Here is an 18,846-nt window from a genome sequence, read left to right as displayed (position 1 = left end):
GTTCCAGCCCCCAGTCGGCTCCCCGAACCGGCGGCACGCTTTTGTCACCAAGCACCGAGCGCCGAAGTGATGCCAGCTATCGAAGTCGGCGAGACGTTCACCGAAACTCGGACGTTTCGACCCGAAGATGTCGACCAGTTCGCCGCTCTCTCCGGAGACGACCAGCCCCGCCACACGGAACCCGATGGGGACGGCCGGCGGATGGTTCAGGGGTTGCTCACCGCGTCACTGCTGACCAGTATCGGCGGCGACCTCGAAGTGCTTGCCTCGCGGATGGACCTGCAGTTCCAGCGCCCGGTGTACACCGGTGAGACGCTGGTCTGTGAACTAACAGTTGTGAGCGCTGACCCGCATACCGATGGTGGCGTCGCTCTTGTGGGCGATGTGGCTGTCCGGCGAGTCAATCGCGACGATGACTCTGGTCAGGCTGACACAGCCGCCCCGAACTCGGCAGATAGTGCTCCCGCCGGAACCGTCGTGCTTGAAGCGACCGTCGAAGGACTAATCAGGGAATGAGCTGTTCGCCGTCGTCATCGTAGATCGTGATGGCGTCGACCGGACAGGTCCGGGCCGCGAACTTCGCGTCCAGTTCGGCGTCGTCTGGGACCTCCCGGACGAACACGTCCTCGTCCTGTTCCTCACTGTCCGCCAGCACCGCTTTGCCGGCGTCCTCGTCGCGCTCGAAGGCGTCCCACTCCGCGACACACTGGAACATCCCGATACAGGTGTCATAGTCATATTCGACTCGCATACCCTGTGTTGGCCGCTCGCGGGCAAAGGCGTTCCCCTCGGTGCTCGATGCGCCAGCGGACCGACGCGGTTGCAGTGCGACAGTTTAAATCGGGGCAGGACCCAAGCGGGGTGTAATGGACGTTGCGGACCTGCCGGGCGTGCCCGAGTGGCTCCCGGACCACCTGCGCGACGACGGCATCGAAGAGCTGTACCCGCCACAGGCCGAGGCCGTCGAGGCCGGCGTCACCGAGGGGGAGAATCTGGTCGCGTCGATTCCGACGGCGAGCGGAAAGACCCTCATCGCCGAGCTAGCGATGCTTTCATCGGTTGCTCGCGGCGGGAAAGCGCTGTACATCGTTCCACTGCGAGCGCTGGCCAGCGAGAAGCAGGCCGACTTTGAGGAGTTCGAACAGTACGGCCTCGACATCGGTGTCTCGACGGGGAACTACGAATCCGAGGGTGGGTGGCTCGCGGACAAGGACATCGTTGTCGCCACCAGCGAGAAAGTGGACTCGCTGGTCCGCAACGACGCCCCCTGGATAGAGGACCTCACCTGCGTCGTCACCGACGAGGTCCATCTGGTCGACGACGGGGAGCGAGGGCCGACACTGGAGGTGACGCTGGCGAAACTCCGGCGGCTCAACCCCGACCTGCAGACCGTCGCGCTGTCGGCGACCATCGGCAACGCCGAGGCGCTGGCGACGTGGCTCGATGCGGGGCTCGTCGACTCTGATTGGCGGCCTATCGACCTCCAGAAGGGGGTCCACTACGGGCAGGCGCTGCACCTCGAAGACGGGAGCCAACAGCGGCTTTCGGTACAAAACAACGAGAAGCAGACGGCGGCTATCGTCCGCGATACGCTGGAAGACGACGGGTCGACGCTGGTGTTTGTCAACTCCCGGCGTAACGCCGAGGCGGCAGCGGGCCGGCTAGCGAACACGGTTCGGCCCCACCTCAGTACCGAGGAACGGGACCAGCTGGCCGACATTGCCGAGGAAATTCGGGATGTGAGCGACACGGAGACGAGCGACGACCTCGCGGACGCCGTCGCGGACGGGGCGGCGTTCCACCACGCCGGACTCTCCCGGGGCCACCGCGAACTCGTCGAGGACGCCTTCCGAGACCGGCTGGTGAAGGTCGTCTGTGCGACGCCGACGCTCGCGGCCGGCGTCAACACGCCCTCCCGGCGCGTTGTGGTCCGCGACTGGCGGCGCTACGACGGCTCGGCGGGTGGGATGGCCCCGCTGTCCGTGCTCGAAGTCCATCAGATGATGGGGCGGGCTGGCCGCCCGGGGCTCGACCCCTACGGCGAGGCGGTCCTCATCGCGTCCAGCCACGACGAAGTGGACGAACTGTTCGAGCGCTACGTCTGGGCCGACCCGGAGCCGGTCCGGTCGAAACTCGCGGCCGAACCGGCACTGCGGACTCACATCCTCGCGACGGTCGCCTCTGGCTTCGCACGCTCCCGCAAGGGACTGCTCGAGTTCCTCGAACAGACGCTGTACGCCAGCCAGACCGACGACAGCGGCCAGCTCGAACGCGTCGTCGACGACGTGCTCACGTACCTCCAGCGCAATGACTTCTTAGAAATCGAAGCTGGCGAACTCGACGCTACCTCGCTGGGCCACACCGTCTCGCGGCTCTATCTGGACCCGATGAGCGCCGCGGAAATCGTCGACGGCTTGCGCGACTGGGAGCGGGGAGCAAGCGACAGCACGTCGGCGAGCGGGTCGCCGGCTGACGCGCAAGCGGAGCCGCCGGCTAACAGCGGCTTCACGACCGCTAGTGAACTGGCCGAGGACGCTGACGAGAGCGACGCCGACAGGGACCCGGACGATATCTCCGCGCTGGGCCTGTACCATCTCGTCTCGCGGACGCCGGATATGTACCAGCTGTATCTCCGCTCGGGCGACCGCGAGGAGTACGAGATGGAGCTGTTCGAGCGCGAAGAAGAGTTGCTCGGTCCCACGCCATCGGAGTTCGAGGAGGGCCGCTTCGAGGACTGGCTCTCGGCGCTGAAGACCGCCCGCCTGCTCGAAGACTGGGCCACGGAGGTCGACGAGGCGACCATCACGGACCGGTACGGCGTCGGCCCGGGCGACATCCGCGGGAAGGTCGAAACTGCCCAGTGGCTGCTGGGGGCCGCCGAATCGCTGGCCAGCGAGGTCGATCTGGACGCCGCACGCGCCATCAGCGAGGCCCGCATCCGCGTCGAACACGGCGTGCGCGAGGAACTGGTTGACCTGGCCGGCGTCCGCGGCGTCGGCCGCAAGCGCGCCCGCCGGCTGTTTCAGGCCGGTATCACCGACCGCGCACAGCTCCGGGACGCGGACAAAGCCGTCGTGCTGGCGGCGCTTCGAGGCCGCCGGAAGACGGCCGAGAACGTCCTCGAAAACGCCGGCCACCGTGACCCGTCGATGGAAGGCGTCGAGCCCGCGCCCGACGTGTCTGTCGACCTCAACGATGGTGCAGACGGGGACGCAAGCGCCGAATCGACAGCCAACGACGACCAGGCCAGTCTGGGTGATTTCTGATGCGGGTCGTCGAAGGCACTGCTGAAATCGACGACGTGGGCACCTTCGTCGAGACGCTCAGTGCAATCGGTGACCGCTACGGCGTCACGGTGCAGGCGTTCGACGCCCGCTACGTCGTGGACCGCGCCCATCTTCAACTGGCTGTCGAACTTGCGACCCGGGCTCACGACCGGAGCGACGCCATCGCAGAGGACTTCGGTGTTGAAATCCTGCTGTACGCGGCCGGTCGCCGCCAGATCAACCGCGCGCTGAAGATGGGCGTCAGCGAGGGGGCCTGTCCCGTCGTCGCGGTCATTGTCGACCACGAACGGATAGATACCCACGTAGGAAAAAGCGAACAGAACGGTATTGAGGCAGCTGAAGACGACGTTCGTGAGGAGCTTACCGCGATGTCCACCTTATGCGAGTACGACCCCGACCGCATCCGGTCGTTTTTCGACGTGACGGACACTGAGCTCGCTGCGACAGCCGGTGACCTTCCTGACGCCGTTCGGGAGCGTGTGGCGTTGCTCCCGGTCGAGAAGTAACGGCAGTATTTTTGCCGACGGATGTGTTAGTTATACACATGGACCCACAGCGGACGGCACGGCAGCGGGCCAGTGAGCGCGCCCGTCGGGTTGCGGCAACGGTCGACCGCACCACCGGTGCGGCCGCGTATCCGGTCCGCGTGGAGGAACTGGCAGACGAATACGGCAGCGCCGACCCGCCCGTCGAGGACTTCTCGGCCGCAATCGAGCACTGCACCGACGGCGAGTTCGACTCGCCGACGGAAGTCCGGGCGGCAATTCAGCAGGTGACACCGCCGAACAGCGCCCGTAGCGAGGCGACGTTCGACGAGCGCGACCAGTCGTGACTGCGTTGGAGACGCCGGTGTCTATCGGTGGCGTCGAGGTTCCCAACCGGCTGTATCGCGCACCGGTACTGGAGTGTGCAGGTAACGGTGAGACCGCCGTCAACACACTCATCGACGAACTTGAACCGACGGCAGCCTCCGGTGTCGGCCTTCTCTTCCAGGGGGCAAGCATCGTCACCGACCGCGGTGGCTGTGCCGCGCCGAACATGACGCGGGTCCACGACCCGGCCTTCGTCGAGCGCCTCGAACGGCTTACCGGGACGATTCACGACCACGGCGGTCGCATCTTCCTCCAACTGGCCCACGGTGGCCTCCGGAGTATGGGGACGTGGCACGCCGAGTACCGCCGCCAGCATCCGGACCAGCGCCAGCTCGCCGTCAGCCGCCCGCCGTGGCAGCTCCGGATGCTTGACCGGCTTGGCCTGATTTCCCTCCAGCCAGATGTGCTCTCGACAGAGGAGGTATGGGCCCTGGCCGAGCAGTTCGGGCGCTGTGCCGGCTACGCCGTCGAGGCGGGATACGACGGCATCCACCTTTCTGCGGCGAACATGAGCCTTATCCAGCAGTTCCTCTCGCCGTTTTACAACCGTCGGAACGACCAGTTCCGGGACGGCGTCCGCTTCCTCGAAGCAATCCACGACGCCGTTCGGGAACACGCCGGCGACGTGCCGCTGGTCACGAAGGTCCCAGCTGAGACCGCTGCGCCGAGTTTCGTTCGACGGCATCTCACTCGGAGGGATGGCGTAGCTATCGCGACGCGAGCGGCGGCTATCGGCTATGATGGTCTCGTTCCGGTCGAGGTGTCCCCGTTCTGGGACATGAGCATTGTCCGTGGTGCGTTTCCGGACCGGGCCTGGGACGCGAGTGACCTGCAGGACGACTACGCAGCGGTCTTCGGCGGCCGACTACGAGCGCGTGCCGTTCAGTTGCTTAATCGCCTGCAAGCCCGCCGTTTCAGCCGCGACCCGGGCTGGAACGCCGACTTCTGTCGAGCGGTACGCGAGCGTGTGGACGTACCGGTTCTGCTGGAGGGCGGTCTTCGAACGCGTGCCGACTGTGACCGGTATCTCGGAGCGACTGGAGCGGCCCCCGCCGCTGACGCGGTTGGGATGGCCCGCCCATTCTACGCCGAACCCCGACTCGGCGCCCGCCTGCTCGACGGCGCAGACGCGCTGTGTGAGAGCTGTAACAACTGTACCATCCCGCAGGTCACCGGCGAACCGGGCCGCTGTCGAACGCCGGCTATCGTCCGCGAGCAGGCCCGACTCCGGCGGGATGGCGCCTACGAGCGAACTGAGTGACCGACCCCGATACTGCCGCCACCGTCACTGAGCCGATACAAAGGCTCATACGCGCTCGGTCCCGAACGAGTGCCGATGACTACAGGGATTTCGTCCGAACGCGTCGAGCTGTCCGTCGACGGCGAGGACGTTGACATTCACTACCGGACCGGTGGCGAGGGGCCGCCGATGGTGTTTCTCCACGGTATCGGGCTGGACGCCGCGACCGTCTCGTGGCGACACGCGCTGCCCGCACTCGCGCCGGAGCGAACGGTGTATGCGCTTGACCTGCCGGGCCACGGCGACAGTGACAAGCCTGACCGCACGTACACGACCGACTACTATCTTGAGACGCTGTCCGAGTTTCTCGACGCGCTCGCCATCGAGGAACCCGCGCTAGCTGGCCTCTCGATGGGCGGCGCAGTTGCGCTCGGCCACGCGCTTGACGGCGGCCCCGTCGAACGGCTGGTGCTAGTCGACAGCTACGGGCTGGGTGCCGACGCCTACTGGCGAACGGCGGCCAGCAGTGTCTTACAGACGCCGATACTCGGCAATATGCTCTGGCAGGGCGTGGGGTCGTCCCAATCAGCTATCCGGAACAGCCTCCGAAGCATGGGTCCCGGTGAGCCGCCCCAGCAACTGGTTGAGGATGTCGATAGCGCTGTCGACCGACAGACCGTCCGGGCGATGCGGCGCTGGCAGCGCAGCGAGTTCCGATGGTCTGGCTTCCGGACGGACTACTCCGACCGGTTAGCAGAACTAGACGTGCCGACGATGCTGATTCACGGGGCCGTCGACCCACTGCTCCCCCGTCGATGGTCCGAGCAGGCTGCTGGGACAGTCACTGACAGCACGCTGAAAATCTTCGAGAACTGCGGGCACTGTCCGCCGCGGGAACATCCCGACCGTTTCAACCGGGCCGTTCGAGCGTTCTGCTGACTACTCTGGCAGGTCATCGATGAGGACGACCGCTTCGCCGTCGATGACAACTTCGTCGTCTGCGAGGACGCGCGTGGTCAGCCGGTACTGTTCGTCGCCGAGGTCTTCGACGATCTCACATTCGGCGGTGAGGCGGTCGCCGATACGGACTGGGTTGTGGAACTCCAGATCCTGTGAGAGATAGATCGTCAGCCCTGGCAGGCGTGCCAGCGCTGCGCTGATGAGGCTTCCGACGAGCGTCCCGTGGGCGATACGGCCGCGGAAGCGCGTCTGCTCCGCGAACTCGTCGTCAAGATGGAGCGGGTTCGTGTCGCCGCTCGCGGCGGCGAACTGCTGTACGTCGTGCTCCGAGATCGTTTTCGTGAAATCGACGTGGTCACCGACGCCGAGGCGGCCAGGGTGCTCCTCAGAAATCGAGACGTGCCATTCCGGGAGGTCTTCGTCCGGTTCGATACGTTCTGCGGGCGTTACGCCGTTCTCCTCCTCCTGCTGGACGCCGAACGCGGCGAACGCTGCCCGGTTAGCTGCGACGACGCTGTTGAACATATGTGACGATGTTTCAGTCCATGTGTCTAACAGCGGGTTTCGTGGCGATTCAGAACTCATCTGTTCTGGTAATTTATTGGTCGGAGTATTAAACCTTGGTGTTGGTTTCGCTTCAGCTGTCGGTAAACGCCGTCTAACGGGCGTCAGACGCGTATTTGGGGTTCCAGTTATCGGTGCTGCAGGGCGTAGCACGCCCATCGACGCCCCTTAACCGCTAATACTATTCTCTACCATTCAATGGTACTCAGTGGTTTTCTGCGGAAGGTTTATATTGTTGAGGAGAGTACATGTAGATGACCGATGGCCGACGAGGATGATGGCCTGATGTGGCCTCCGATGTTCAAGGGGATGCAACAGGCGAGCGAGAATGCGATGGAACAGCAACAGCAGCTGATGAAACAGATGTTCGCCAGCGGTGGCATGCCGAGTTTCGATATGAATCAGCTCGGTGCTATGAGCCAGATGGCGACGTTCAAGACCCGCGTGCAAAGCGGGGGTCGGATCAGTATCCCCGATGCGGAGCGAGAGGCGCTGGGCATCGATGAAGGCGATATCGTTCAAGCCGTCGTCCTCCCGGTCACTAACAACAACAGCGAGTAACCCAACAATGGTAGACTACACAACCCCCGTCACGACAGCCTTCGAGATGCAGCGCGCAACGATTGAACAGAGCCAGAAGGCGCTCGAACAGAGCGTTTCCTTCCAGCAAAACGTCAACAGCGCGGTTATCGACAGCCTCGACACACAGGAGTCGGCGCAGCGCCGCGGTGTCGAGCTTCAGCAGACCGCGTTCCACAGCTACCTCGACGCGATGGCGTCGACGATGCCCGGCATGACCGAAACTGTCGAGCAGATCCGCGAGACCGTCGACGAGCAGTTCGACTTCCTGCTCGAGAACCACGCCGAGGTCTTCGACAACATGGAAACTGAACTCGAAGAGGGCGTCGACACCTATGACGAGATGACCGACGAGTACGTCACGGCCGTCAACGATCAGGTCGATATGCTCGTCGAGGCCCACGAGGAACTCGAGGCGCAGTCCGTCGAGGCCGCCGAGCAGTTCGGCGAGCAACTCGAAGAAGTGCAGGAGCAGGTCGAGGAGATTCAGGAGCAGGTCGAGGAAGTGCAGGCCGAAGCCGCCGACGCTGTCGACGTCGAAGCGTAGATACGACAGTCGGTTTTTTTGTGCGCCCGCCGCCGAGGTACTATTATGAGTAATACAAACAACATTCAGGAAGAATGGACGGAGATGGTTGAGGAGATGAACAATGCGGTCGCTGACTCGATGGAGCAGAACATGAAGGCGCAGGCGGCCTTCGTGGAGTCGTGGGCTGATGCCGTCGAAGATACGATCCCGGAGCAGGATGACCTTGCCGACGGGATGGACGGCTACAACCGCGCCTACGAGGAGTGGATGGACGCCGCAGAGCAGATGGTCGAACGCTCGACCGACGCCGCACAGGGCGAGGACGTCGACCCGGCCGAGTTCCGTGACATCTGGCTGCAGTCCGCAAACGAGGCGTTCAAGCACGTCATGGGCACCTCGGCCTTTGCGGCCGCCAACGGCCAGCTCGTCGAGTCGATGATGGAGATGCAACAGGAAGCGGACGACCTGAGCCAGGACACGCTGGAACAGCTCGGCTTCCCAACGCGCAACGACGTCGACGAAATCGCTGAGCGGCTCATCGAGCTTGAGCGCCGCCAGCACGCGGTCGAACAGAAGCTTGACCGCGTTCTCGAACACTTAGAAGAATAACCATGTCCAGCAACCCCTTCAATCCGTTCGAGGCCGCGCTCAACTGGCAGCGAAAGACGCTGGAGAACATGACCGACGCCGCTGAGACCAGTCAGGTCGCCGACGAGCGACTGGAGCTGATGGAGTCCGTCGACGTCGGCCAGACGCCCAGTAACGTTGTCTACGAGGAGAACAAGCTCGAACTCCTCCACTACGACCCCGAAGCCGCTGGCATTGAGGTGCCGGACGAGGAGAAGGAAGACGTTCCGATACTCATCGTTTACGCGCTCATCAACCGACCGTACATCCTTGATCTGCAGGAGGAGCGGTCAGTCGTCCGACGCCTGCTTGAGGCGGGCCACGACGTGTATCTCATCGACTGGAACGAGCCGTCGCGGCTTGACCAGCACCTCACTCTCGATGACTACGTTAACCGCTACATGGACAACTGCGTCGACGTGGTCCGCGACCGCTCCGGGCAGGACGCGATCAACATCCTCGGCTACTGTATGGGCGGCACGATGTCGGTGATGTACACCGCACTCCACAAGGAGAAGGTCAACACCCTGGGCCTGATGGCCGCCGGACTGTGCTTCGACCACACTGGCGGCGTCCTCGAAGAGTGGGGCTCCGAGGAGTACTACTCCCCGCAGGATGTCGTCGACACGTTCGGCAACGTCCCCGCGGATATGCTCGACATCGGCTTCGCGCTGATGGACCCGGTCGAGAACTACGTCACGAAGTACATCCGGTTCGCGGAGAACATGGAAAACGAGGGCTTCGTCGAGAACTTCGGCCGGATGGAGCAGTGGCTCGGTGACGGTATCGACGTCGCCGGCGAGGCCTACGTTCAGTTCCTCGAAGATGTGTATCAGGACAACAAACTCTATCGGAACGAACTGGAACTCGACGGCAAGCACGTCGATCTGGACAACATCGATATGCCCGTCCTCCAGCTCATGGGTGAGTACGACCACCTCATCCCGCCGGAGGCCTCCAAGCCGTTCAACGATGTCATCGCCAGCGACGACACGCGCACCATCGAGTTCTCGACGGGCCACATCGGCCTCTCCGTTTCGTCGTCGACGCACGCCGACCTCTGGCCCGAGGTCGCCGAGTGGTACTCGGAGCGCAGCACGGGGGGCGAGGAAGTCGATATCGAGGTCGAATCTCCCGAAGCGGCTGCAGACGACGCGGCGGACCAGTCGGAACTCACCGACATCGACGTTGACGCGACTGACGACGTCGATGGCGATGCTACCGAGGACGAAGACGATGCAAACGATGAATCAGCTGATGTCGACAGCGTCTCTGGTATCGGCCCGACCTACGCCGACCGACTGCACGACGCTGGCATCCACAGCGTTGCAGACCTGGCTGACTACGACGCGGCCGAACTGGCCGATATCGCTGAGACCACCGAATCCCGCGCGCAGGACTGGCTCGACCAGCTGTAATCCGGCGCTGTTTTTCTGTTTCCCGCTCCACGAGTAGCTATGCGCGTTTCTGTCATCGGCGGCTCGACAGTCACTGACGAACAGTACCAGCAGGCACGCGAGGTTGGGCGACGACTCGGTGAGCACGGCCACGATGTCGTCTGTGGCGGCCTCACCGGCGTGATGGAGGCGGCCTGTCGGGGCGCGAGCGAGGCCGGCGGTCACACTGTCGGTATCCTCCCTGGCGAGCGCCGGGCCGCCGCAAACGACTACGTCCAGACCGCCATTGCGACGGGACTCGGAAACGCCCGCAACGCTCTCGTCGTGATGAACGGCGCGGCCGTCATCGCGGTCGACGGCGGCACCGGGACGCTCTCGGAACTCGGCCACGCCCTCGACATAGACCGGCCGGTCGCTGGGCTCGGAACGCACCGCCTCGACAGCCCGGTCGGCGACGCTATCGAACACGTCGACACCCCTGCCGAGGCTGTCGCATACGTTGAGTCTGCCGTGCAGTAGCCGCTGTTTCAGTCGAGTAGCCGCCGCAGTATCGCCGCAACAATGAGGTTCCCAACGCCAAGCAGCCTGACCCGACGACGGGCCCCGTCCTGCGGCGTGAACTCCACCGACAGCACCCAGCGATAGCCCAGCTGCGCTATCGACAGTAACAGCCCCGGAACGAGCAGATGAAGCGCGCCCGCTAGTGCTGTTCCGACCCACAGCAACCGCCGTTCGGTCCGTGTCAGGTCCATACCGACTCAAAGGGATACGTCGGTTTGACCGTGGCGTCTACTTCGTGATAGTAGGATTCTTGGGGGCGAGACGGCGTTCACCGCGGCTACGCTATCGTCATAGCGTCGTTATCCACCTATACTGAAAACAAAAATAGAGAATCGCACCGATTCTTCACGAGGTCGACGGGCGAGGCAGGCATCCGCGGCCGAAGACCGCGGTTCTCGGAATCGCCGCAAAGCGGCGATTCCGCCTTTTTCGCCCACGTTTTTGCGCGGGGGTTGAGGGCGCGAAGCGCCAGAGGCCCCTGCGCAAAAAGGTGGCTTACATCATGCCGCCCATACCGCCGCCCATGCCGCCCATGCCGCCGCCCATTCCGCCGGGCGCGCCGCCTGGGCCGCCAGGTCCGCCTTCGTCCTCGTCGTCGTCGCCCTGGCCACCCTTGAGGTCGCCAGCAGCGATGACGTCATCGATGCGGAGGATCATGACGGCTGCTTCGGTTGCGCTTTCGACAGCCTGGGTCTTGACACGGAGGGGCTCGACGACGCCGTCGTCTTCCATGTCGACGACCTCACCGGTGTAGGCGTCAAGCCCGGAGGTGACTGCGCCACCGTCGTGCTTGCTGCGGAGGTCGACCAGCGAGTCGATCGGGTCGAGACCGGCGTTCTCCGCGAGGGTGCGCGGGATGACGTCGATGGCGTCGGCGAAGGCCTCGACGGCGAGCTGTTCGCGCCCACCGACGGAGTCAGCGTGGTCGCGCAGGCCGAGCGCGAGCTGCGTCTCGGGGGCACCGCCGCCGGGTAGGACCTTACCGTCCTCCAGCGTGGCGGCGACGACGCCGAGCGAGTCCTCGATGGCGCGCTCGACTTCGTCGACGACGTGTTCGGTGCCGCCGCGGAGAATCATCGTGACAGCGCGGGCGTCCTCGACGTCCTCGACGAAGATGCGCTCGTCGCCAGCGATGTCCTTCTGGGCAACGGAGCCGGCGAAGCCGAGGTCGTCGGCTTCGATGTCGTCGATGTTCGAGATGATGCGCGCGCCGGTCGAGCGCGAGAGCGCCTCGATGTCGGACTTCTTTGCGCGGCGAACAGCGAGGATGCCTTCCTGTGCGAGGTAGTGCTGGGCCATGTCGTCGATGCCCTTCTGGCAGAAGACGACGTCAGCACCGGCCTCGGCGAGCTGGTCGACCATTTCCTTGAGCTGTTCCTCTTCCTGGTCGAGGAACTGCTGGAGCTGGTCGGGGTCAGTGACGTTGACTTCGGTGTCGAGCTCCGTTTCCGGAACCTCGATGGCCGTGTCGAGCAGGGCCACGTCGGCGTCCTCAACGGCGAACGGCATGTTGTCGTGGACGCGTTCCTTGTCGACGATGACGCCTTCGACGAGTTCGGATTCATCGGTTGCGCCGCCGACGACGGTTTCGATCTGGATGTTGTCGGTGTCAACGCTGCCGTCGTCGTCGACGACGGACTGTGCGGCGCGGACGACGAGTTCGGCGAGGACGTCCTTGGAGGACTCCGCGCCCTTGCCGGTCATCGCGGTCGCGGCGACCTTCTCGAGGGTCTCCGTGTCGTCGGCGTCGACGTCGATGGCGTTGTCTTCGAGGATTTCCTTGGCTTTCTCGGCGGCCTGGCGGTACCCCTGGGCCAGGATGCTGGCGTGGATGTCCTGGTCGAGAAGTTCCTCGGCCTTCGAGAGGAGTTCGCCGGCCATGACAACCGCCGTGGTCGTGCCGTCGCCCACTTCGTCTTCCTGGGTCTGGGCGACCTCGACGATCATGTTGGCGGCGGGGTGCTCGATGTCCATCTCGTCGAGGATGGTGACGCCGTCATTCGTGACGACGACCGAGCCCGAGTTGTCGACGAGCATCTTGTCCATGCCCTTCGGACCCAGAGTCGTCCGAACGGCCTCGGCGACGGCCGTCCCGGCCGTGATGTTCATCGACTGCGCGTCCTTTCCGGATGTCCGCTGGGACTCCTCGGAAAGTACAATCATGGGCTGGTTGCCCATCTGCTGTTGAGCCATAGTCAAACGATGATTGAATGTGCTTCTATATAAAAGCCACGGTGGCCGTCGGTGTATCGCCCTATTACACGCCACACTCGACGGTGTGATACCGTGTAACGTGGGTGGTTTATATACCCGTTTATTGCCGCTTAGCGGCCCATTCCGAACCGACGGTGGCGTAGTTCCGGCGTAATCTGGATGCGAGAGATGTCCTGCCCGGTCCGGTACCAGACGAACGCCGCCCTTGTGAACAGTTCACGACACTCGATGCGGACTTCCCGGGGATTGCCATCGGTCCGCTCGTGGATGTCTTCGATTGCGGCCCGGGTGAACAGGTCCGGGGCCTGCCCCTCGTAGGGTTCGTCTCGGAAGTACGCCAGCGAGCGGGCGGCGTACTCAGCTACGTCGTCCGGCGAAAACGGGTCGATACCCTCATAATATCGCAGCCGGGAGTCGAGTGTCCCGCGAATCTCCGCCACCCGCCGTTTCCCTTCCGGTGTGCCGGTGAGGAGCAGCCGAACGCCGGCGTCGCCGGCCACCTGCAGCGGCGACAGCAGGTCCGCCTCAAGCACTTCAATTTCGTCGACGACCAGTAAGAGCGTCTTGCCGTCCTCGCGCACGCGACGAACGATTTCGTGAACAGCGTCTTTCGCTTCAGCGGTCGCCCACGGAATTCCGTCACGAACCTGCGAGTAGTTACGCTGGTCAATGGAGTAGCCCGCGGCGTAGGCGGCTGTCAGAACCGTCTGGTAGAGTTTCCGGGGCGTCGTCTCGCGTGGGTTGTCCAGATGCGTGATGACAAAGCCCTCGTGTTTCGAGAGGTCCCGCAGCACGATTTCTCGGAAGGCGGTCTTTCCGGTGCCGTAGGGACTCACTAACCCGATGTGCTGGTCCTGCAGGAGCCAGGACGTGACCTGATTCAGCATCTCGGTGTCGTGGCGGACGTACAGCGGTTCGGGCATATGGTCCAGCCCGGCTTCCTCGGTAAACGGGAGGTCTGTCACTGTGTCGGCCGTGCCGCCCAGCGCCTCGCCAAAGGCCAGCAGCCGCTGTTCGACCTCCTGTAGCTGGTCCAGTAGCACGCCGGCAGCGGCGCTCTCGGCACGTTCTTCTTCTTCCGACCGGAGCGATTCGAGGCGGTCCATTACCTCTGAGACCGACTGTCCCGCGCCGCTAGAACCCGGTTGCTCTGTGTCGTCCACCACGGCTATCTCTCTCAGCCTTACCCGTCCGGCGCGTTATATGTTACGCCCCGAATTTCGAGGAAGATAACGTGACCTGTCCGTCCTACCTAGAACGGCAGTGGAAACGGAACCGAGCCGTAGGCGTATCCTTCCATGTTGCCGTCCGGTCGAGCGCGGAACACGATAGTCGGCGAGTACCCCACGTCTGGCTGTTCGCCGTAGACCCGACGCCAGTCGTCGTCCGGGAAGGAACTGCAGTCCACCACGAGGACCGCACCGGGGTGGGCCGCTAGCTGGTCGCGTGTCTTCGCATCCCCGGACGCCTTCACCGCGCCGACGGCAGTGTCGACCTGCCGTCGGGACGGCGGCCGCGGGCGAGTGACCTCAACGAGCGTGTCTTCGACCCGGAAATCGACGGAGTGGCCGGAGTCCAGTTCGACCTCGGGCCTGATGTCGTTGCCCGCATCGACGAGCAGTTTGGCGACGTTGAACTCGCCCATCGTCGCCCGCATCCGCGAGAGGTCAAAGCCCTCGCTGGTCCCGAGTTTGCTCGCCATCGTGTAGCGGTAGTCGTTGAGTTCGCCGGTCGCGAGGAAGTCGTCGTAGAACGCCAGCCCGTCCGCCCGGTCGGCGTCCGGGAAGCCGCCGGCGTGGTCCCGGAAGAACGTCCGCGTCGACTCCCGGCCGTCTTTCGAGAGGAACACAGGCAGGAAAAAGTGCGCCAGCGTCTCGTACTCGGTGAGCCACGGGTCTTCGACCTCCAACTGTGCGAACAGTTCACGCTGGACCCACTCGCTGATTTCGTCTGGGACCTCGTCGAACGTGTACTTCTCCGTCCGCCACAGCGTCTCCGGGGTTTCGGTGTTACCGACCCAGTACGCCCGCTGGCCGTTCCAGCAAAACAGCGCCAGGTCGCCGTTGTCCATCTCCAGCCGGCGCGCAGCCCACCCCTCTGGCGGAGCGAACCACGGACCGTTCATCGTCGCACCGAAGGTGTTCTGCAACGGTGACAGCAGGTCTGTCCGGACCCGCTTCTCGCTCCATCGCTCGTTCGACCGCCGCAGGCGTAAGGGACCAGCCACAGGGTCGTGTAGACGGTCAGTGGTCTTGGGCGTTCCGCCCTATCGGAACGCCCTCGTTCGGCCTGCTCGACTGCTCTGTCGCCTGTATGGTACGGTTTCTGGAACCACCGTTACATTGATAATCACTAGCAGCCAAGATTTACCGTGGTAACCTATGTCGATGGGAGCGTACGACGACGACGAACACGAACGCCGTGAGCGCAAGAACAGCGAGGTCGAACTGTCGGAAGACGACGACCGGAGTACATACCACGGGAGCGTCGACTACGACGGTGACGAGTCGACAGAAGAGCTGCTCGACCAGTTCAAGCAGATTAACTCCGACTGACTGCGGTCGTTCTCGACCGGTAGCGCAATAGTCCGACAGAGACGGCTGTCACGGCAGTCACGGCTATCACATGGCCGACCAGCGCCGCGAGCAGCACCGGCTGGTCCAGCACGAACGGCACGAGCACGAGCTGGAGGACGCCAAAGCCCCATATCTCTAAGTCGGCCCGCATGAACACCCGTGCCGTCTCTGGGTCGAACCGGTACCGAGCCGACCGCCACAGGCCCGTGACGCTGGCCCACCAGCCCGTCCCGATGCGGTAACTCACGTCCCAGAGGATGAGCAGCGTTAGATACACGACCAGTACCGGTGGCTCCGGCCCGAACAGCCGGCCCAGTAGCGGCATCGAGCTAACCTGTGGGTCGAAGACGAACAGATGAGTAAGTAGCGCGATGTATGCGAGGACGGACAACACGACTTCGACGTTCGAGGCGAACAGCAGTGCACGGTAGGTCGGCGGCACGTCGATACGCCGGATGAGCGTGCTAATGCGGAGCATCTCTGCGCTCCCGATGGTGGCGACGAACACGACGACCGTGCCGGCGATTGCGGCGCTCCAGACCTCGTAGTACCACGACAGGGCGATGATGGCAACCTCGAAGATGAGGAGCTGAATCGCCATCGCTGCCCACGTCGGCAGCCGGATTCCCGGCAGCGCGCCGATGATGCTCTCGTACACCCACGTCTCGCCGTAGTCGGGACGGGCGCTATCCCCGCTCATCTGCCCGCACCACCCGTAGCTGCGGCCGCCCGTGCTGCGTTTCGACTCCGTGGCTCGCTGAGGGCTAGCTTGACCGCATCCCCGAACGATGTCGGGGCAACGGCGAACTGTGCCTGCGCAGCCTCGGTGTCTGCGACCACTGGCGTCTTCAGCCCGTGGATGAGCGGCCGGGCGACGCTTGATGGCACGTCGGTCATGAGGGCGACCCAGTACGCCGACAGCTTCGGTGTCAACACCGGTATCGGCACGATTGTCGGCTCACCGGACCCCATGAGCCGGCCCGTTCGCTTCAGGATCTCTGCGTATGTCAGTACCTCCGGCCCCCCGATCTCGTAGGTTTCGCCGGCTGTTTCCGGCTTGTCGAGCACGTCGACCAGGTACGCGATGACGTCGTCGATAGCGATCGGATGACAGTCTGTCCGCACCCAGCGCGGTGTCAGCATCACGGGCAGTCGCGTCGTTAGCTCGCGTATCATCCGAAAGCTCGCCGAGCCCGCGCCGATGATGATGGCCGCCCGGAACGTCGTCAGGTCGTACGCTCCTTCCCGGAGAATAAACTCGACCTCACGGCGTGACCGGAGGTGCTCGGACAGCGTCTCGTCCTCCTCGCCGAGGCCGCCGAGGTAGACGACCCGGTCGACACCGGCCTCGTCAGCTGCCCGACGGAAGTTCCGCGCCGCCCGCCGGTCCCGCTCGGCGTAGTCGCTCCCGGCACGCATCGAATGGACCAGGTAGTACGCGGCGTCGACGCCGTCAAGGCCGGCGTCGAAACTGCCCGCGTCGAGCAGGTCACCTGTCGCCACGTCGACGCCGTCGGGTGGGTCGTACTCGCTCGGATCGCGAACGAGCGCCCGGACGCTGTGGCCGGCCGCGAGGAGCGCCGGGACGAGATGGCTCCCGACGAACCCCGTCGCACCGGTCACGAGCACATGCATACCCTTCCTGCAGAACGGAACGGGGTTAAAACCGCCGTCTGATTGTTCGGAGCCGTGTCGGACCGCTTGCTCGTTTCAGGACTGTCGAACGAGCGGTTCGTACCAGTCGCGGTTGTCGCGGTACCAGTCGATGAACTTCGCGACGCCCTCCCGGATGGTGTGGTCCGGGTCGTAGCCGAGCAGTTCCTCGGCACGGTCGGTCGCGGCGTGGGTGTGTTCGGCGTCGGCGTCGTGGCGTTCCTCGTAGACCAGATCGAGGTCCGGGTCGATCTGGTCGCGGATCTCCGTCGCGAGCGTCTTGATCTCGATGTTGTCCGTCGACCCGATGTTCACGGCCTTCCCGTCGGCGGCGTCTTCGTGCAGCAGCGTCATGTTCGCGTCGATGATATCCTCGATGTAGGTGAAATCGCGTGTTTGCGTGCCATCGCCGTAGATGACCGGGGGCTCGCCGTTGTGGCACCGGGAGACGAAGTTCGAGATCGCCATGTTCGGGCGCATCCGGGGGCCGTAGACGGTGAAATAGCGAAGAGCTACCGTAGAGAGGTCGTACACTTCGCTGTAGGCGCAGGCGTACCGTTCGGCGGCGAGCTTCGACGCGCCGTAGGGCGAGACGGGTGTCGTGGGATGTTGCTCGTCGTAGGGCAGGTACTGTGGCTTCCCGTAGACGGAGGAAGAGGAAGCCATCACGAACCGTTCGATGCCCTCGTCGCGGCAGGCATCGAGGAGGTTCAGCGTGCCGTCGACGTTGACCTCGTCGTACTTGCGGGGGTTCTTGACGCTTGGGCGGACGCCGGCCTGGGCGGCCTGATGGTAGACGTAGTCGGCGTCGGCGACGAGATCTGTGACAAGCTCCGCGTCACGTACATCGCCCTCGATGAACTCGTAGCTCCCGTCGCTGTTCCGGGCGGCCTCCTGTCCGGCATCGACGTTGTGTTGTTTGATATCTAGATCGTAGAACGGGTCGCGGTTGTCCAGCACGACGACATCGTGGCCGTCGGCGGCGAACCGCTGTGCCAGGTGACCGCCGATGAACCCGGCACCCCCTGTGACCAGTATTTGCATTATCTGGATGGTGCCCATCGGACGACAAAAGTATGCCGAGAGTTACTCGGCTGAACTGTTCGAAGGGGCCAGCTACCTTGAAGTGTATACAGTGCGTAAAATTCGGATAATGGCATCCAGAGCCTGCGACGGGTGCGATACGAACGTTTCGATAGCTGGCGGCATCGCCAACATCTGGTCGCAGGAGTCCAGACCGACCGAAGGCATCGTCCTCGAACTCGGCGACGATACGGAGCATTTCCTCTGTTATGACTGCATCGACCGGCTGCCCGACGACCGGGACGTGACTGCGGCGGACGTGGCCGCTCTCTCCGCACAGACTGACAACTGATCGTTGTTTCCTGTCTGGGTTACTGCGAACCGGGCGCCGTCGCTTTTCGAGTAGTCTGATAAAACAAAGTGTCAGATGTGGTCGCCCGAAGGCGACCGGAAATCTGCCTTAGTTGCGGACGACGTTCGTCGCGCGGGGGCCTTTGTCGGCCTGTTCGATGTCGAATTCGATCTCCTCGCCTTCTTCGAGGTCAGGGCCGCCAACGTCTTCCATGTGGAAGAAAACGTCATCGTCCGCGTCCTCAGTCGAGATGAAACCGTAACCGCCTGTGTCGTTGAAGAAATCAACCTTACCGTTTGCCATTGCAAATATACGTACAGGGGGTATATGTATAAGAGTTCCGAGAGTACAGGTGACATGACCGTGTGCCTGTGAACACGACCCACTCCCGTCATCTCGGGTAGCTGCTGAC

23 protein-coding genes are annotated in these 18,846 nt (G+C 63.7%); 13 read left to right on the top strand and 10 right to left on the bottom strand.

What is annotated here, in order from left to right; genetic code table 11:
* Positions 1–69: 69 nt before the first annotated feature.
* Complete coding sequence (locus G9C82_RS08485) at positions 70–516, top strand: MaoC/PaaZ C-terminal domain-containing protein (protein ID WP_007187889.1); 447 nt, start codon at positions 70–72, stop codon at positions 514–516.
* On the opposite strand, the gene G9C82_RS08480 is transcribed toward G9C82_RS08485, so the two are convergent.
* Positions 506–751, bottom strand: a complete 246-nt coding sequence (locus G9C82_RS08480; RefSeq protein ID WP_004960333.1) for a ferredoxin — start codon at positions 749–751, stop codon at positions 506–508. The genes G9C82_RS08485 and G9C82_RS08480 overlap by 11 nt on opposite strands.
* A gap of 115 nt (positions 752–866) precedes the next feature.
* Here G9C82_RS08480 and G9C82_RS08475 point away from each other — a divergent pair, with 115 nt between their 5' ends.
* The 5 genes from G9C82_RS08475 (at position 867) to G9C82_RS08455 (ending at position 6,338) form a co-directional block, all read left to right on the top strand.
* Positions 867–3,266, top strand: coding sequence for an ATP-dependent DNA helicase (locus G9C82_RS08475; RefSeq protein WP_011224485.1), 2,400 nt, complete (start codon positions 867–869; stop codon positions 3,264–3,266).
* A complete protein-coding gene (gene cgi121, locus G9C82_RS08470; RefSeq protein WP_127013874.1) occupies positions 3,266–3,793 on the top strand; it encodes a KEOPS complex subunit Cgi121 in 528 nt (175 codons plus the stop codon). Before G9C82_RS08475 ends, cgi121 begins: the two co-directional genes overlap by 1 nt.
* Before the next feature lie 38 nt (positions 3,794–3,831).
* Entirely contained in the window at positions 3,832–4,119 is a 288-nt protein-coding gene (locus G9C82_RS08465) for a hypothetical protein (protein ID WP_127013873.1), read from the top strand.
* Positions 4,116–5,420, top strand: coding sequence for an NADH:flavin oxidoreductase (locus G9C82_RS08460; protein WP_127013872.1), 1,305 nt, complete (start codon positions 4,116–4,118; stop codon positions 5,418–5,420). The genes G9C82_RS08465 and G9C82_RS08460 overlap by 4 nt, the downstream gene beginning before the upstream one ends.
* Positions 5,421–5,495: 75 nt before the next feature.
* Positions 5,496–6,338: an alpha/beta fold hydrolase gene (locus G9C82_RS08455; protein ID WP_121303876.1), complete on the top strand. Its 843-nt coding sequence runs from the start codon at positions 5,496–5,498 to the stop codon at positions 6,336–6,338.
* Here G9C82_RS08455 and G9C82_RS08450 read toward each other — a convergent pair whose 3' ends face one another.
* The gene (locus G9C82_RS08450; RefSeq protein WP_004960322.1) at positions 6,339–6,884 is read right to left on the bottom strand and encodes a MaoC family dehydratase; all 546 of its coding nucleotides are present in this window, start codon (positions 6,882–6,884) and stop codon (positions 6,339–6,341) included.
* A 300-nt stretch (positions 6,885–7,184) separates the two neighbouring features.
* Here G9C82_RS08450 and G9C82_RS08445 point away from each other — a divergent pair, with 300 nt between their 5' ends.
* Genes G9C82_RS08445 through G9C82_RS08425 form a run of 5 tightly spaced genes read left to right on the top strand, consistent with a single transcriptional unit; the run spans position 7,185 to position 10,574 of the window.
* On the top strand, positions 7,185–7,484 hold the full coding sequence (locus tag G9C82_RS08445; RefSeq protein WP_004960320.1) for an AbrB/MazE/SpoVT family DNA-binding domain-containing protein: 300 nt from the start codon (positions 7,185–7,187) through the stop codon (positions 7,482–7,484).
* Between the two features lie 7 nt (positions 7,485–7,491).
* Positions 7,492–8,049: a hypothetical protein gene (locus G9C82_RS08440; protein WP_007187894.1), complete on the top strand. Its 558-nt coding sequence runs from the start codon at positions 7,492–7,494 to the stop codon at positions 8,047–8,049.
* A gap of 45 nt (positions 8,050–8,094) precedes the next feature.
* Positions 8,095–8,640 carry a poly(R)-hydroxyalkanoic acid synthase subunit PhaE gene (locus G9C82_RS08435; RefSeq protein ID WP_004960317.1) on the top strand — a complete coding sequence of 182 codons (546 nt, stop codon included), beginning with the start codon at positions 8,095–8,097 and terminating at the stop codon, positions 8,638–8,640.
* Between the two features lie 2 nt (positions 8,641–8,642).
* Entirely contained in the window at positions 8,643–10,076 is a 1,434-nt protein-coding gene (gene phaC, locus G9C82_RS08430) for a poly(3-hydroxyalkanoate) polymerase subunit PhaC (protein WP_127013871.1), read from the top strand.
* 39 nt (positions 10,077–10,115) lie between these two features.
* Positions 10,116–10,574, top strand: a complete 459-nt coding sequence (locus tag G9C82_RS08425) for a TIGR00725 family protein (RefSeq protein ID WP_004960312.1) — start codon at positions 10,116–10,118, stop codon at positions 10,572–10,574.
* An 8-nt stretch (positions 10,575–10,582) separates the two neighbouring features.
* Here G9C82_RS08425 and G9C82_RS08420 read toward each other — a convergent pair whose 3' ends face one another.
* From G9C82_RS08420 to G9C82_RS08405, 4 genes are all read right to left on the bottom strand, one after another.
* Complete coding sequence (locus G9C82_RS08420; protein WP_004960310.1) at positions 10,583–10,807, bottom strand: hypothetical protein; 225 nt, start codon at positions 10,805–10,807, stop codon at positions 10,583–10,585.
* A 304-nt stretch (positions 10,808–11,111) separates the two neighbouring features.
* Positions 11,112–12,794 (bottom strand): thermosome subunit alpha, encoded by a 1,683-nt coding sequence (gene thsA / locus G9C82_RS08415; protein ID WP_004960308.1) that lies wholly within the window; start codon positions 12,792–12,794, stop codon positions 11,112–11,114.
* 146 nt (positions 12,795–12,940) lie between these two features.
* Positions 12,941–13,936 (bottom strand): ATP-binding protein, encoded by a 996-nt coding sequence (locus G9C82_RS08410; protein WP_127013870.1) that lies wholly within the window; start codon positions 13,934–13,936, stop codon positions 12,941–12,943.
* A gap of 146 nt (positions 13,937–14,082) precedes the next feature.
* A complete protein-coding gene (locus tag G9C82_RS08405; RefSeq protein WP_127013869.1) occupies positions 14,083–15,057 on the bottom strand; it encodes a DUF5784 family protein in 975 nt (324 codons plus the stop codon).
* Between the two features lie 154 nt (positions 15,058–15,211).
* Between G9C82_RS08405 and G9C82_RS08400 the strand changes: the two genes are divergently transcribed.
* Positions 15,212–15,385 (top strand): DUF5786 family protein, encoded by a 174-nt coding sequence (locus G9C82_RS08400; RefSeq protein ID WP_004960301.1) that lies wholly within the window; start codon positions 15,212–15,214, stop codon positions 15,383–15,385.
* On the opposite strand, the gene G9C82_RS08395 is transcribed toward G9C82_RS08400, so the two are convergent.
* From G9C82_RS08395 to G9C82_RS08385, 3 genes are all read right to left on the bottom strand, one after another.
* Complete coding sequence (locus tag G9C82_RS08395) at positions 15,372–16,106, bottom strand: hypothetical protein (protein WP_004960298.1); 735 nt, start codon at positions 16,104–16,106, stop codon at positions 15,372–15,374. The genes G9C82_RS08400 and G9C82_RS08395 overlap by 14 nt on opposite strands.
* The gene (locus tag G9C82_RS08390) at positions 16,103–17,041 is read right to left on the bottom strand and encodes an NAD(P)H-binding protein (RefSeq protein WP_004960295.1); all 939 of its coding nucleotides are present in this window, start codon (positions 17,039–17,041) and stop codon (positions 16,103–16,105) included. Before G9C82_RS08390 ends, G9C82_RS08395 begins: the two co-directional genes overlap by 4 nt.
* 75 nt (positions 17,042–17,116) lie before the next feature.
* Positions 17,117–18,103 (bottom strand): SDR family oxidoreductase, encoded by a 987-nt coding sequence (locus tag G9C82_RS08385; protein ID WP_007187900.1) that lies wholly within the window; start codon positions 18,101–18,103, stop codon positions 17,117–17,119.
* A 109-nt stretch (positions 18,104–18,212) separates the two neighbouring features.
* On the opposite strand from G9C82_RS08385, the gene G9C82_RS08380 reads away from it, so the two are divergent.
* Positions 18,213–18,434, top strand: coding sequence for a hypothetical protein (locus G9C82_RS08380; protein WP_007187901.1), 222 nt, complete (start codon positions 18,213–18,215; stop codon positions 18,432–18,434).
* Between the two features lie 108 nt (positions 18,435–18,542).
* Here G9C82_RS08380 and G9C82_RS08375 read toward each other — a convergent pair whose 3' ends face one another.
* Positions 18,543–18,737 (bottom strand): cold-shock protein, encoded by a 195-nt coding sequence (locus tag G9C82_RS08375; protein WP_004516469.1) that lies wholly within the window; start codon positions 18,735–18,737, stop codon positions 18,543–18,545.
* Between the last annotated feature and the right edge of the window lie 109 nt (positions 18,738–18,846).

This window comes from Haloarcula sp. R1-2 (genome assembly GCF_011627385.1).
Classification (GTDB): Archaea; Halobacteriota; Halobacteria; order Halobacteriales; family Haloarculaceae; genus Haloarcula; species Haloarcula marismortui.
Note: the sequence above shows the minus strand (reverse complement) of the source record. Positions and strands in the feature narration are given on the sequence as shown.

Coding starts and splice junctions, on each gene's coding strand:
- G9C82_RS08385 (WP_007187900.1), bottom strand. CDS start 18,103: ATGCAAATACTGGTCACAGGGGGTGCCGGGTTCATCGGCGGTCACCTG.
- G9C82_RS08425 (WP_004960312.1), top strand. CDS start 10,116: ATGCGCGTTTCTGTCATCGGCGGCTCGACAGTCACTGACGAACAGTAC.
- G9C82_RS08380 (WP_007187901.1), top strand. CDS start 18,213: ATGGCATCCAGAGCCTGCGACGGGTGCGATACGAACGTTTCGATAGCT.
- G9C82_RS08465 (WP_127013873.1), top strand. CDS start 3,832: ATGGACCCACAGCGGACGGCACGGCAGCGGGCCAGTGAGCGCGCCCGT.
- cgi121 (WP_127013874.1), top strand. CDS start 3,266: ATGCGGGTCGTCGAAGGCACTGCTGAAATCGACGACGTGGGCACCTTC.
- G9C82_RS08435 (WP_004960317.1), top strand. CDS start 8,095: ATGAGTAATACAAACAACATTCAGGAAGAATGGACGGAGATGGTTGAG.
- G9C82_RS08400 (WP_004960301.1), top strand. CDS start 15,212: ATGTCGATGGGAGCGTACGACGACGACGAACACGAACGCCGTGAGCGC.
- G9C82_RS08445 (WP_004960320.1), top strand. CDS start 7,185: ATGGCCGACGAGGATGATGGCCTGATGTGGCCTCCGATGTTCAAGGGG.
- thsA (WP_004960308.1), bottom strand. CDS start 12,794: ATGGGCAACCAGCCCATGATTGTACTTTCCGAGGAGTCCCAGCGGACA.
- G9C82_RS08395 (WP_004960298.1), bottom strand. CDS start 16,106: ATGAGCGGGGATAGCGCCCGTCCCGACTACGGCGAGACGTGGGTGTAC.
- G9C82_RS08480 (WP_004960333.1), bottom strand. CDS start 751: ATGCGAGTCGAATATGACTATGACACCTGTATCGGGATGTTCCAGTGT.
- G9C82_RS08440 (WP_007187894.1), top strand. CDS start 7,492: ATGGTAGACTACACAACCCCCGTCACGACAGCCTTCGAGATGCAGCGC.
- G9C82_RS08450 (WP_004960322.1), bottom strand. CDS start 6,884: ATGTTCAACAGCGTCGTCGCAGCTAACCGGGCAGCGTTCGCCGCGTTC.
- G9C82_RS08390 (WP_004960295.1), bottom strand. CDS start 17,041: ATGCATGTGCTCGTGACCGGTGCGACGGGGTTCGTCGGGAGCCATCTC.
- phaC (WP_127013871.1), top strand. CDS start 8,643: ATGTCCAGCAACCCCTTCAATCCGTTCGAGGCCGCGCTCAACTGGCAG.
- G9C82_RS08485 (WP_007187889.1), top strand. CDS start 70: ATGCCAGCTATCGAAGTCGGCGAGACGTTCACCGAAACTCGGACGTTT.
- G9C82_RS08455 (WP_121303876.1), top strand. CDS start 5,496: ATGACTACAGGGATTTCGTCCGAACGCGTCGAGCTGTCCGTCGACGGC.
- G9C82_RS08375 (WP_004516469.1), bottom strand. CDS start 18,737: ATGGCAAACGGTAAGGTTGATTTCTTCAACGACACAGGCGGTTACGGT.
- G9C82_RS08410 (WP_127013870.1), bottom strand. CDS start 13,936: ATGGACCGCCTCGAATCGCTCCGGTCGGAAGAAGAAGAACGTGCCGAG.
- G9C82_RS08420 (WP_004960310.1), bottom strand. CDS start 10,807: ATGGACCTGACACGGACCGAACGGCGGTTGCTGTGGGTCGGAACAGCA.
- G9C82_RS08475 (WP_011224485.1), top strand. CDS start 867: ATGGACGTTGCGGACCTGCCGGGCGTGCCCGAGTGGCTCCCGGACCAC.